Origin of the sequence: Microbulbifer pacificus (genome assembly GCF_033723955.1) — a bacterium.
Classification (GTDB): domain Bacteria; phylum Pseudomonadota; class Gammaproteobacteria; order Pseudomonadales; family Cellvibrionaceae; genus Microbulbifer; species Microbulbifer pacificus.
Map to the genome: position 1 here is coordinate 1,304,193 of NZ_CP137555.1, position 13,308 is coordinate 1,317,500.

Sequence of the window (13,308 nt, forward strand, 5' to 3'; positions counted from 1 at the left end):
CCTCCGATTTCTCAGGCGACTTAGTCCAGATCAGCCCAGATCCGTCTGGTGTTCCGGGTTGCGCCCGCGGTATTTGCTGAAGCGCCGCTGGATCTCCTTCATGTCCTGCTCCAGTTCACCGGTAGGCTGGTACAGGGAATCTATACAGATGCGTTTGGTGGGGAAGTCCCAGGCCACCAGCAGCACCGGCACATCCGCGGCATAGGCAATGCGCAGAAATCCGTTCTTCCACTTGTGCGCCTTCTTGCGGGTGCCTTCCGGAGTAATCGCGACCCACATTTTTTCGTTCTGCTTGAACTGGCTCGCCATTTCCTTGGCCAGCCCGCCCGCCGCGCCGCGGTCGGTGGGAATTCCGCCCAGCGCCATGAACAGCCCTTTGAACGGGAAGAAAAACGCTTCCTTTTTCATCATCCACGACGCTTTGAGCTTGAGCGCCATGATGAACGGCATGGCCACCACAAAATCCCAGTTGGATGTGTGCGGAGCCAGAGCCACCATCAATTTCTTTTCCGGCGGAAAATTGCCATCAAACCGCCAGCCGAGCATTTTGACGATCATCAGGCCGATACCCTGGGTGAGCCAGTTGCCCACCCGCGGCATTTCTTCCGGCAGATCGGCAGGGATAGTTGTTTTCTTTGCGGCTGTCACTGCGAATTTCTCTTCTTGTTACTGCGGATATTTTTCGGATCAATGCTCACGGGTTGCGTAGAAGCGGATTTCCTTGTGGCGCTCTTCCGCCAACTGCAGGTTCACCCGCGTCGGCGCCAGGTAAGTGAGATGCCCGGAACCGTCCAGCGCCAGGTTGATGCTTGCCTTGTTGCGGAAGGCTTCCAACTCTTTGGCACTGTCGCTGTCGACCCAGCGCGCGGTGTTCACATTCACGTTCTCGTAAATGGCTTCCACCTTGTACTCGTCCTTCAGGCGATAGGCCACCACTTCAAACTGCAGCACCCCCACGGCACCAACGATGATGTCGTTGTTATCCAGCGGGAAAAACACCTGGGTGGAGCCCTCTTCGGAAAGCTGTTGCAGTCCCTTCTGCAGCTGCTTCAGCTTCAGCGGATCCTTCAGGCGAATGCGGCGGAACAGTTCCGGGGCAAAGTTCGGGATGCCGGTAAATTTCAGGCTCTCGCCCTCGGTGAAGGTATCGCCGATCTGGATGGTGCCGTGATTGTGCAGGCCGATAATATCGCCGGCAATCGCCTCTTCCACGTGAGTGCGGTCGCCGGCCATGAAGGTCACCGCGTCGGCGATTTTCACATCCTTGCCGATGCGCACGTGTTTCATTTTCATACCGCGGTTGTAGGTGCCGGAGCACACGCGCATGAAGGCGATGCGGTCCCGGTGCTTCGGATCCATGTTCGCCTGGATCTTGAACACGAACCCCGAGAACTTGTCTTCCGAGGGTTCTACGGTGCGCTCGTTGGTCGCGCGCGACTGCGGGCCCGGTGCCCACTCCACGAAGCCGTCCAGCATTTCGCGCACGCCGAAGTTGCCGAGCGCAGTACCGAAAAATACCGGGGTCAGTTTACCCGCACGGTACTCGTCCAGATCAAATTCGTGGGTCGCGCCGCGCACCAGCTCGATTTCATCGCGCATGTCGTCGGCATATTCACCCAGCAGTGCGGTCGTCTCTGCAGAATCAAGACCCTGGATCTGGATATCGTCGGGAATGGTGTGTCCCTGCCCCTGCTTGAACACGTGAATGGTGTCGGTGTAAAGGTTGTACACACCCTTGAAGTTCTTGCCGGAGCCCAGCGGCCAGTTGATCGGCGCCGCCTTGATATTCAGCACTTCCTCGATTTCGTCCATCACTTCGATGGGATCGCGGATATCCCGGTCCAGTTTGTTGATAAACGACAGGATCGGCGTGGTGCGCAGGCGACACACGTTCATCAGCTTGATGGTGCGATCCTCGACACCCTTGGCACCGTCGATCACCATCAACGCGGAATCCACCGCGGTGAGCACGCGGTAGGTATCTTCGGAGAAGTCCTCGTGTCCGGGAGTATCCAGCAGGTTTACCACGCGGCCCTTGTAGGGGAACTGCATGACGGACGATGTCACGGAGATACCGCGCTCCTGCTCCATCGCCATCCAGTCGGAACGGGCGTGCGGCCCCTTCTTGCCCTTGACCGAGCCCGCCAGCTGAATGGCATTTCCGAACAGCAGCAACTTTTCGGTCACCGTGGTTTTACCGGCGTCCGGGTGGGAGATGATGGCAAAGGTACGGCGGCCATTGATGCCCGCCAGGGAGGAGGATTGACCCATAATGCAAAAATACGGCTGGATAAAAAACAGGCGCGCATTATACACGTCGGCACACGGCTCTGGGGCCTGTTAGACTGCAAAATCTGTCAAGAAACTCTATCAAGAAACCCCGTGGCATCTTCCACGATTCAAGAGGTGAATAATGAGTCAGGAACGTCTCGAGGCACTGCGGCAAGCACTGGCTGAGCAACAGGTACAGGGATTCCTGACCCCCCGTTGCGACGAATACCAGAACGAATATGTACCTGGCTCCGACGAGCGTCTCGCCTGGCTAACGGGGTTTACCGGTTCCGCCGGCCTCGCCGCCACCGCCGGCGAGCGCAGCGCACTGTTTGTGGACGGCCGCTACACCTTGCAGGCCGCACAGCAGATCGGCAGCCAGCCCATCGAACAGCAGAGCCTCACGCCTGTGGATATCACCAACTGGCTGTGCGAAGCGCTGCGGGAAGGCGATACCCTCGGCTATGATCCGCGCCTGCACACCGAGCCCGGACTGGCACCGCTGAAAAAGCGCTTCGATGAGTGCGGCATCCACCTGCGTGCACTCGACGCCAATCCGATCGACAGCATTTGGAAAGACCGCCCCGCCACCCCGAGTGGTGCCGCGCGCCCGCACCCGCTGGCCTTTACCGGCGAGGAGTCCACCAGCAAGCGCCAGCGCATTGCCGAAATGCTGGCAGCAAAGAAACAGGACGCCCTGTGGCTCGCCAATCCGGAAGTCTGCGCCTGGCTGTTCAATATTCGCGGCAGCGACATCCCTCACCTGCCGGTCGCGCTGTCCATGGGATTCCTGTATCGGGATGGCAGCGCCACCCTGTATCTGGCGGAGAGCGCCACCAGTGACGCCCTGCGTCAGCACCTTGGCCGGGATGTGGAAATCGTCAGTGATAAGGCCTCCCTGTTTGTTGCCGCCGAGCGCCAGCATGTGCAGAAAGTGTGGGCCGATCCGCTGCTCACTAACTGTTGGACCCTGCACGAACTGCGCAACCGCGAGATGCAGATTCTGCTGGAGCGCGACCCCATCACCGTCGCCAAGGCGCGCAAGAATACGGTGGAACTGGAGGGCAGCCGCGCCGCGCATATCCGTGACGGCGCCGCACTGTGTGAATTTCTCGCGGAGCTGCCGGGCGCAGTGGGTAGCGAGAATTTTGGTGAACTGGAAGCGGTGGATTTACTGCGCAGCAAGCGCGAACAGCGTGAGGGGTTTACCGACGACAGTTTTGACTCCATCTCAGGCTATCGCGGCAACGGTGCCATCGTGCACTACCGTGTAACCCAGGAATCCAGCCTGCCGATGCATGCCGAGGGTATCTACCTGATCGACTCCGGCGGCCAGTACCCGGACGGCACCACCGATGTCACCCGCACCGTGGCGCTGGGCGATTTTCCGGAACAGGCAAAAGGACAATTCACCCGGGTATTGAAGGGCCATATCGCCCTCGCCACCCTGCGCTTCCCCAAAGGTACCTGTGGCGAGCAGATCGATGCTTTCGCGCGCAAGTCCCTGTGGGATGTGGGGCTGGACTACGCCCACGGCACCGGTCATGGCGTGGGCAGTTTTCTGAGTGTGCACGAGGGCCCACAGCGGATCGGCAAGGCCACCACCAACGTGGCGCTGGAGCCGGGCATGATCGTTTCCAACGAGCCGGGCTTCTATCTCACCGGTGAGTACGGCATCCGCATCGAAAATCTGATCTTTATCACCGAGAGCCAGAACTATCCCGGCTTTTTGGAATTTGACGCGCTGACCCTGGTGCCCATCGAGCGCCAGCTGATTGACCCGGCACTGCTTAGCGATAGCGAGCTGGGATGGCTGAACGATTACCACAAGAAAGTGCAGGAGACCCTGTCACCGCTGGTGAATGAGCAGACCAGGGCCTGGCTGGTTGCGGCTACCGCGCCGCTAGCGAGAGCCTGATCCCCATATGCCAGGCTCGGGCGCTGTCAGCTCTAGGACGGCGCCCGAGTGTCACGTTTGTTACAGGGGAGCACTCCCGATAGACGTGCCCGCCTCCACCGGTCCCATCTCATCCTCGGAAACATCCAACCCCGACTGGCTGCGACTCTCGTCCCAGAACGGCAGCATGGCCGCCAGTACCCGGCGGCTCACTTCCGGTTCCAGCGCGTGCCCCATGCCGGCAATCGCCACAAACTGCGCGCCGGGAATCTTGTCCGCAGTATCGCGACCGTGATCCGGTGGCAGCAGCGGATCGCTTTCGCCGTGAATGACCAGCGCCGGCACATCAATGCTCCCGAGCAGTCGCGAGCGGTCGCCACTGGCAAGAATCGCCTGGAACTGTCGCACGGTACCCGGTCCGTAGCTGCCGCGGTTCAGTACCCGCACTGCCAGCTGCCGGGCATAGTCCTCGGAGAAATAATCCGGCGAGCCAATGGTGCGCGCGATGGTCACCCGATTGGCCAACTCCAACTCGCGGCCGATATCGGATTTCGCTCCCAGCGCCAGCGCGGAAATCGCTTCGGTCTTGGATTCGGTGAGGTGAGGCGCACCGGAACTGGACATGATCGAGGTTAAGGTGAGTACCCGCTGCGGATATTCCGCCGTCAACACCTGTGCAATCATGCCGCCCATGGAGGCACCGACAATATGTGCCTGGCGGATGTTGAGCGTATCCAGTACCCCTACGGCATCTGCCGCCATATCTTGCAGACGGTAGGCGGGTTCCGGGGTAAAACCGACTTTCGCCCGCACCAGCGTCCACCACACCGGCGGTGCCGACAGCGCGTAAAATTTCTGCGACAGCCCGGCATCCCGGTTATCGAGCAACACGACCCGGTAACCACTGTCCAGCAGCCCCTGTACCAGCGTATCCCCCCAGTGCAGCATCTGCGCACCGAGCCCCATGATGAGCAGCACCGCCTCGCCATCTCGCGGCCCCATATCCTGATAGGCGATCGCGGTTTCGTTGACCGTGGTGAAATGGATCGGATAGCGGTCAAACGGGCTCTCCGTCGTACTCGCAATCTCAGCGCGTAGCGCTACACCCCCGAGCGCCATCCAGCCAAGCACCATCCACCAAGACATTCGCCGCACAACAGGCATCAACATACAAAGTCCCCACCGCGTTAATTTGGAATTATTTCGCCAGCGCGCTTTCAAGCTGTGCAGCACGCGTTCCCAGGTAGCGGCGCAGCCACCACCATGCCATGGCGCCAATCGCCAGATTGGAAATCACCGTCGCCACAAACAGCCCCTGTATCCCCCAGTAGTGATTGCCCAACCAGGCGAGCGGTAGATACAGCCCGAGCACGCGCAGGAACGATATGAATGTACCGGGCAGAGGATGACCGAGACCATTGAACGCGGCATTCGCAGACATGACAAAGCCATAGCCGGCATAACTGATTGGCACCAGGGTGAGGTAGGCCACGGCGACCGCCAGTACCTGCGGGGAGTCACTAAAGAGTGAAGCCACCTTGCCGCCGAACAGCCATAACACCAGCGCGAGGCCAACTCCAAAGAAAATACTGAAGCGCGCCAGCACCGACACCGTCTCGATCAGCCGATCGTGCCGGTTTGCACCCGCGTTCTGGCCCATGAAAGGACCGACCACGGAAGACAGCGCATAGAATACGATCAGCGCCACCGGCTCGATGCGCAGCGCCACACCGAGCCCCGCCACCGCGTCGGCGCCGTGGCTGGCCACCAGCGCCACAACCACGCCGCCGGACATGGGAATGATCACATTGGTGGCAATTGCCGGCAGCCCCACCGCCAGCAGTGCCCGCCAGGACGCTTTCAGCTCCGGCCAATGTCTGCTCGGCATTCCCAAAATCTGCTCCCGCCGCACCAGTACATTGAGTGCGATGGCAAAGCTCAAACCGCGGGCGATCACGGTCGCCAGCGCTGCCCCCTGCAGTTCGAGCCGAGGAAAGCCATAAAGGCCAAATATCAGCAGTGGGTCGAGGATCAGGTTGAACAGCGCCACCGCCATCAGGATGCGTCCGGTAATGGCGCTGTTGCCAATGGCGCGCAGCGCCGACAGTGCAACCATCGGTACCACCGCAAACACGGCGCCCAGATACCAGGGCACCATGTATTCCGCGATCAGCGGCAACAGCCGCTCTTGTGCACCCAGCATCCGGAACAGAGGCTCGATGGTCAGCAATCCCAGCGCGCTGACAACCACAGCGATAACAAGCGCCAACAGTGTGGCGTTGCTGACCAGCTGTTTCACCTGCAGCATATCGCCGGCACCACAAGCCCGCGCCACCGCCGAAGACGTCCCGGCACCAAGCCCGATGGCCAGCGCATTGATCACCATCACCACTGGGAAGGTAAAGCTCATTGCCGCCAGTGGCCCGTCCCCCAATTGGGCGACAAAGTAGGTATCCACCACATTGAACGACATGGTGGCGAGAATGCCCCACACCATGGGCAGGGCCAAACGGCGCAGGTGTGCCGCAACCGGACCTTCAAGCAGGGAGGGCAGGGTTCGTTGGGATGACATCGAATTACCGGAATACTAATCAGGCGGGGGACGATACAGAGTCACGACGAACTGACCGTCCAAATTGGTGATTACAATATCAGACTCATCAGCAGTGCGTCTTCCCGACTGCCATCCGCCTTGGGGTAATAATTCTTGCGGCGGCCATCTTCGGAAAAGCCCAGCTTGTGATACAGCGCGCGACCGGCGCGGTTGGAGGCTCGCACTTCCAGCAGTACCCGCGCCACATCTTCTGGCAGTGAGGAGAAAATTTGCTGTAGCAGACTTGCTCCAACGCCACGGCGTCGCCATTCCGGCGCTACCGCGACATCGAGCACTTCCACTTCATCGAACACCCGGCTGACCACACAGCAGGCGGCAATCGCGCCTTCATTGGTACGAAACACCCAGCAGTGGTGTCCGGATTCCATGCTGCCGCGATACTGACCCGCGCTCCACGGATGAGTGTGGGCACTGCGCGCCAGCTGCGCCAGAGCGTCGCAGTCAGGCAATGCCGCCTGTTCCAGCGTCAGCCCGGTAATCGTATCGGAATGGGGAAGATGCCCAGAGGGGGAGGTATTCACCGCGCGATATCCAAATTCGGTTTGGGTCCGGCAGGCAAGACTCAGCGCCGGGTCTGCTCGGGGTAGAGTTTTCGAAGCAATTGCCACACTTCGCGCTTGCGCAGTGGCTCGCTCAGAAGTTCAGTAAGGCTGGGCATGGCGACCAGTTTCACACCGTTCCAGTCCGCGACGCCATCCTCCAGGGATACCGGCGCACAGAAATCCCGTGCCTGCGCCCCCATCAGCCAGATGGACTTCACCGGCCTGCGCGCGACTGCCGCTTCCAGCCAGCTAGTGCAAGTATCGCGGGCATCCGCGGCACCGCCAGCAGCGGCAAACGGGTTTTCTGCCAGTGGCCACTTGAGCTTGTCGCGCCCACTAGCCAGCTGGTGCCAGCCCAGTGCACGGGTAATATTGCCAAACAGCGCTTCCACCGGCAGTGCACTGCCGGGTTCGCGACTGTCGACCGCCAGCAACTCGTCGCCTTGCCACCAGCAGCTCAGTACAAAGGGGGTGACCTGCTGCTGAGGCGCCAGCGGTTCCGACTCCACCTCCACGCGGGGAGCGCGGGTTTCGGTGGTGATACTACCGATTACCCGGCTGATTTCTGGCGCAGAGTTCGAGCGCAGCCCCTCAACAGACTGCGGGCGTTCGGCTACCGGTGACGACGGCACAGCACCTATTGCGGCCATCACTGCCGCCGCAGGCGCCGCTTCTGCAGCTTCGTCAATGGCCGGCGGTAACTCCGCCTGGGTCGGCTCCGGGGCCAGCGACAGACGGAAACGCGGCATATAGCTGGTTACACCCAGTGCCGTTAGGTATTCCGTCCGCTGTAGTTCGTTCACATCTGGCCCCGTTTATCCGATCAAACGCCTTCCGGCTTGCTGCTTTTGCTGGCGAGCAAGTTTAAAGCATCCAGATAGGCTTTTGCGGATGCCACCAAAATATCTGTATCGGCACCCACACCATTGACCAGTCTGCCATCGCGCTCAAGTCGCACGGTCACGCTGCCCTGAGAATCTGTCCCCTGGGTCACCGCATTCACCGAGTAGAGTTTCAGATCCGCGTTGCTACCGACCACTGATTCGATGGCCTTGAAGGTAGCATCGACTGGACCACTGCCCTCCGCACTACAACTGGTCTTTTCACCGCCGATCTCAAGTTCCAGCCGGGCCTGTGGATTGGTGCCACTTTTACTGCGCACCTCGAGATCCACCAGCTGGTAGTGTTCTACCGGGGCTGAAGCGCCGGAAATCAGAGATTGCAGGTCCTCGTCAAAGATCTCGTGTTTCTTGTCGGCGAGATCCTTGAAGCGCTGGAACAACACATTGAACTCACCCGGGTCGGCAAAGCTAACACCGAGCTCTTCGTACCGCGCCTTTACCGCCGCACGCCCGGAGTGTTTGCCCAATACCAAGCGGTTTTGTCCCCAGCCCACGTCTTCTGCGCGCATGATTTCATAGGTTTCGCGATGCTTGAGCACGCCGTCCTGATGAATGCCGGATTCATGTGCAAAGGCATTGGCCCCCACAATCGCCTTGTTGGGCTGCACCGGAAACCCGGTAATGGAAGATACCAAGCGCGAAGTGGGTACGATCAGGGTGGTATCAATGCCGGTCTCCACCGGGTAGATGTCATGGCGGGTACGCACCGCCATCACGATTTCCTCGAGAGAGGCGTTACCCGCCCGCTCGCCCAAGCCATTGATCGTGCACTCCACCTGGCGCACACCGTTCATCACCGCAGACAGGGAGTTCGCCACCGCGAGGCCCAGGTCGTTGTGACAATGGGTAGAAAAAATCGCCAGGTCTGAATTGGGCACATTCTCGATTACCCGCTTGAACATGGCGCCGTACTCGCCCGGCTCACCGTAACCCACAGTGTCGGGAATATTGATCGTGCCGGCACCGGCCTTGATCACCGCCTCGATAATGCGGTACATAAATTCCGGCTCGGAACGGCTGCCGTCTTCGAGGGAGAATTCCACATCGTCGGTAAACTGGCGCGCAGTTTTAACCGCCTCCACCGCTTGGCGCAGCACATCTTCTGGCTCCATTTGAAGCTTGTACTTCATATGAATAGGAGATGTGGCAATAAATGTGTGAATACGCGAGGAATTGGCCTTCTTCAGCGCCTCACCGGCGCGAATGATATCTGGCCCTACAGCGCGGGCCAGGCTGCACACCGTCGAATCTTTAACGGTCTCCGCCACCGCCTGCACCGCTTCAAAATCGCCTTGGCTGGCGATGGCAAAGCCTGCCTCAATCACATCCACCTTCATGCGTTCAAGCATGGTCGCAATACGGACTTTCTCTTCCTTGGTCATGGAAGCGCCGGGGCTCTGCTCACCATCGCGCAAGGTGGTATCAAAAATGACTAATTTATCTTTTTTAGTGTTCATTTGGACTCTTCTCCTAGTCTGGCCCGAGGCTAAACAGCAGGACTGCCGCTGTCTACGCACTGCTCTAATTAAGTACGGAATTCTGTCGAGAGGTACGCGAATAAAATTATCTGCCGCGATTGGGCAGTCGTAGCAGGCCAGCTAGTAGTGGAGAGGAAGCAGAATACCCAGTAGCAAGAGAATTTCTGGCGCTGAGGAAAATTTGTGAGTGCTGGAGGCCTATTGGGCAAAAGACAGTTCGCCTTCCGACCGGCACTATCGAATTGACTGGGATAGTGGGAAACATGGCTATAGCTTCAATGTTCTGGTTGATTGAATTCAATTATGTCGAAGCCCTTTTGAGGCTCCCGCAACAACCCGAATGCCTTACCCGGGTGTCACGATCCAAGACTATAAGCCCGCAGCGCCATCCCCTCAATGCCCATCCTACTTAGAGCGTTTAATCGACAACCATTTGCAAAAACATCATCACAAAAGCCAAATATTTAAAAAAACATCTCGGTTAGGACAGGTTCACGGTGAGGCGATGTGGCCCCCGTGAACCCTCAATTGGCTCAAAGCAGTTTTTCGATATCGGATGCCAGCGCCTCAGGCTTGTCTTTTGGCGCATAACGCCCAACCACCTGCCCATCCCGGTTGACGAGAAACTTGGTGAAGTTCCATTTGATCCCCTCAGTACCGAAAATTCCCGGAGCCTCCTTCTTCAGCGAAGTAAACAGGGGGTGGGCATTTCCACCATTTACATCCACCTTGGAATACACCGGAAAGCTGACACCATAATTGATTGCACAGAACTCCTGAATTTCGCTATCGCTCCCAGGCTCCTGCTGACCAAATTGATTGCAGGGAAAACCGAGTACCACTAGCCCCTGCTCACGGTATTCGCGATACAGGTCTTCCAGTCCTTGGTACTGGGGAGTAAATCCACATTTGCTCGCCGTATTTACGATCAGCAATACCTTGCCTTTGTGTTCTTCCAGCGTGGTCTGTTTGCCATCAATGGTTTGGAAAGGAATGGAGTAGAGGTCGGTCATTTGAAGATCTCTTGTTTCAGGAAGAGCCCAACGCTACTGGTGTCCGGTTCGAATGGCAAATCCGTATACCACAGGTATTTGTTATTCCCGGCACCGAAGCCTGCTGCTTTAGCTTTCCCGGGATTTGATGTGGATTGTTTTTAATGGAGTTTTTTGGGTTATACACAGGCCTCTTACTCACAGAAACACTGGACAGAGCTGGGGATAAGTTTGGGATATTGGACCTGAGGCCCGTGGTTACTGGGGTTCGGGAGGCGTTTAAAAAAGCGTCGGTGGGTAATTTAGCAGAGCCCTGGATAAGCTTTGCAGCCTGGTGAGGAAATAGAGCAACCGTTATGTTCCGGGAGTTACGCGAGCTCCTGCAGAGCCATCCGCTGTTCGGCGGCCGCGTCGTCATGCAGGTAAAAATAAAAAGCAGATAAAGAAAAAGGCCGTACAGTTTCCTGTACGGCCTTTTGGATTAGAAGCCTGACGATGACCTACTCTCACATGGGGAAGCCCCACACTACCATCGGCGATGTTGCGTTTCACTTCTGAGTTCGGCAAGGGATCAGGTGGTTCCACAACTCTATTGTCGTCAGGCAAACTGGCTTGGGTTGGTGTTGGTCTTATGGGCGATTGTTGCCCTGCGCTACCTGTTATCGCTGTTTGCCTGGTCTCTTCGGACCGCGATAACCCCAAATTAATCGGTGAAACATTCTGTAGTAATACACCGCAAGTCGATCTTGCTTGTGTGTCTCTTGGGCCACAACCCAATTCAATCGTTAGTAACCATCTCTGTTGTATGGTCAAGCCGCACGGGCAATTAGTACTGGTTAGCTCAACGCCTCACAACGCTTCCACACCCAGCCTATCAACGTGGTAGTCTTCCACGGCCCTTTAGGAGACTCGAAGTCTCAGGGAGATCTCATCTTGAAGGAGGCTTCCCGCTTAGATGCTTTCAGCGGTTATCCCGTCCGAACATAGCTACCCGGCAATGCCACTGGCGTGACAACCGGAACACCAGAGGTTCGTTCACTCCGGTCCTCTCGTACTAGGAGCAACTCTTCTCAAATCTCCAACGCCCACGGCAGATAGGGACCGAACTGTCTCACGACGTTCTAAACCCAGCTCGCGTACCACTTTAAATGGCGAACAGCCATACCCTTGGGACCGGCTTCAGCCCCAGGATGTGATGAGCCGACATCGAGGTGCCAAACACCGCCGTCGATGTGAACTCTTGGGCGGTATCAGCCTGTTATCCCCGGAGTACCTTTTATCCGTTGAGCGATGGCCCTTCCATACAGAACCACCGGATCACTATGACCTACTTTCGTACCTGCTCGTCATGTCTGACTCGCAGTCAAGCGCACTTATACCATTATGCTCATTGCATGATTTCCGACCATGCTGAGTGCACCTTCGTACTCCTCCGTTACTCTTTGGGAGGAGACCGCCCCAGTCAAACTACCCACCATACACTGTCCTCGATCCAGATAATGGACCAGAGTTAGAACCTCAAACATACCAGGGTGGTATTTCAAGGATGGCTCCACAGGAACTGGCGTTCCTGCTTCAAAGCCTCCCACCTATCCTACACAAGTAGGCTCAAAGTTCAGTGCAAAGCTATAGTAAAGGTTCACGGGGTCTTTCCGTCTAGCCGCGGGTACACTGCATCTTAACAGCGATTTCAATTTCACTGAGTCTCTGGTGGAGACAGCGTGGCCATCGTTACGCCATTCGTGCAGGTCGGAACTTACCCGACAAGGAATTTCGCTACCTTAGGACCGTTATAGTTACGGCCGCCGTTTACCGGGGCTTCGATCAAGAGCTTCGCTTACGCTAACCCCATCAATTAACCTTCCGGCACCGGGCAGGCGTCACACCCTATACGTCCACTTACGTGTTTGCAGAGTGCTATGTTTTTAATAAACAGTCGCAGCCACCTGGTCACTTCGACCGGCCTCAGCTTAAGGAGCAAGTCCCATCACCAAAACCGGCGTACCTTCTCCCGAAGTTACGGTACCATTTTGCCTAGTTCCTTCACCAGAGTTCTCTCAAGCGCCTTGGTATTCTCTACCTGACCACCTGTGTCGGTTTAGAGTACGGTTCGCAATTGCCTGAAGCTTAGAAGTTTTTCCTGGAAGCAGGGCATCAACCACTTCACTTACCGAAGTAAGCTTCGTCATCAGTTCTCAGCCTTAGGGGACCGGATTTGCCTAATCCCCCAGCCTACGACCTTAAACATGGACAACCAATCGCCATGCTGGCCTAGCCTTCTCCGTCACTCCATCGCAGCAATTGCAAGTACAGGAATATTAACCTGTTTCCCATCGACTACGGCTTTCGCCCTCGCCTTAGGGGCCGACTAACCCTGTCCCGATTAGCGTTGGACAGGAACCCTTGGTCTTCCGGCGGGGAGGTTTTTCACCCCCCTTGTCGTTACTCATGTCAGCATTCGCACTTCTGATACCTCCAGCAAACCTCACAGTTCACCTTCAACGGCTTACAGAACGCTCCTCTACCATGCCCATAAAGAGCATCCGCAGCTTCGGTTACCAGTTTGAGCCCCGGTATATCTTCCGCGCAGGCCGACTCGACTAGTGAGCTAT

At 57.5% G+C, this 13,308-nt stretch carries 9 protein-coding genes and 2 rRNA genes (1 of these 11 cut by a window edge); 1 reads left to right on the forward strand and 10 read right to left on the reverse strand.

Features of this window, described 5'->3' with window-relative positions:
- Positions 1–30: 30 nt before the first annotated feature.
- Both R5R33_RS05870 and R5R33_RS05875 read right to left on the reverse strand, forming a co-directional pair.
- Positions 31–648, reverse strand: coding sequence for a 1-acyl-sn-glycerol-3-phosphate acyltransferase (locus tag R5R33_RS05870; protein WP_318955112.1), 618 nt, complete (start codon positions 646–648; stop codon positions 31–33).
- Positions 649–687: 39 nt separating this feature from the next.
- Complete coding sequence (locus R5R33_RS05875) at positions 688–2,271, reverse strand: peptide chain release factor 3 (protein ID WP_318955113.1); 1,584 nt, start codon at positions 2,269–2,271, stop codon at positions 688–690.
- 142 nt (positions 2,272–2,413) lie between these two features.
- Here R5R33_RS05875 and R5R33_RS05880 point away from each other — a divergent pair, with 142 nt between their 5' ends.
- Positions 2,414–4,189, forward strand: coding sequence for an aminopeptidase P family protein (locus tag R5R33_RS05880; protein WP_318955114.1), 1,776 nt, complete (start codon positions 2,414–2,416; stop codon positions 4,187–4,189).
- A gap of 60 nt (positions 4,190–4,249) precedes the next feature.
- On the opposite strand, the gene R5R33_RS05885 is transcribed toward R5R33_RS05880, so the two are convergent.
- The 8 genes from R5R33_RS05885 to R5R33_RS05920 all read right to left on the reverse strand — a co-directional run.
- Positions 4,250–5,338, reverse strand: coding sequence for an alpha/beta fold hydrolase (locus tag R5R33_RS05885; protein WP_318955115.1), 1,089 nt, complete (start codon positions 5,336–5,338; stop codon positions 4,250–4,252).
- A 28-nt stretch (positions 5,339–5,366) separates the two neighbouring features.
- On the reverse strand, positions 5,367–6,740 hold the full coding sequence (locus tag R5R33_RS05890; RefSeq protein WP_318955116.1) for an MATE family efflux transporter: 1,374 nt from the start codon (positions 6,738–6,740) through the stop codon (positions 5,367–5,369).
- A gap of 71 nt (positions 6,741–6,811) precedes the next feature.
- Positions 6,812–7,303, reverse strand: a complete 492-nt coding sequence (rimI, locus tag R5R33_RS05895; protein ID WP_318955117.1) for a ribosomal protein S18-alanine N-acetyltransferase — start codon at positions 7,301–7,303, stop codon at positions 6,812–6,814.
- A gap of 41 nt (positions 7,304–7,344) precedes the next feature.
- Positions 7,345–8,127 (reverse strand): hypothetical protein, encoded by a 783-nt coding sequence (locus tag R5R33_RS05900; protein WP_318955118.1) that lies wholly within the window; start codon positions 8,125–8,127, stop codon positions 7,345–7,347.
- Between the two features lie 20 nt (positions 8,128–8,147).
- On the reverse strand, positions 8,148–9,683 hold the full coding sequence (locus R5R33_RS05905) for a 2-isopropylmalate synthase (protein ID WP_318955119.1): 1,536 nt from the start codon (positions 9,681–9,683) through the stop codon (positions 8,148–8,150).
- A 554-nt stretch (positions 9,684–10,237) separates the two neighbouring features.
- Positions 10,238–10,717, reverse strand: coding sequence for a glutathione peroxidase (locus tag R5R33_RS05910; RefSeq protein WP_318955120.1), 480 nt, complete (start codon positions 10,715–10,717; stop codon positions 10,238–10,240).
- 466 nt (positions 10,718–11,183) lie between these two features.
- A 5S ribosomal RNA gene (rrf, locus tag R5R33_RS05915) occupies positions 11,184–11,299 on the reverse strand.
- Positions 11,300–11,501: 202 nt separating this feature from the next.
- A 23S ribosomal RNA gene (locus R5R33_RS05920) occupies positions 11,502–13,308 on the reverse strand; it runs 1,079 nt beyond the window's last position.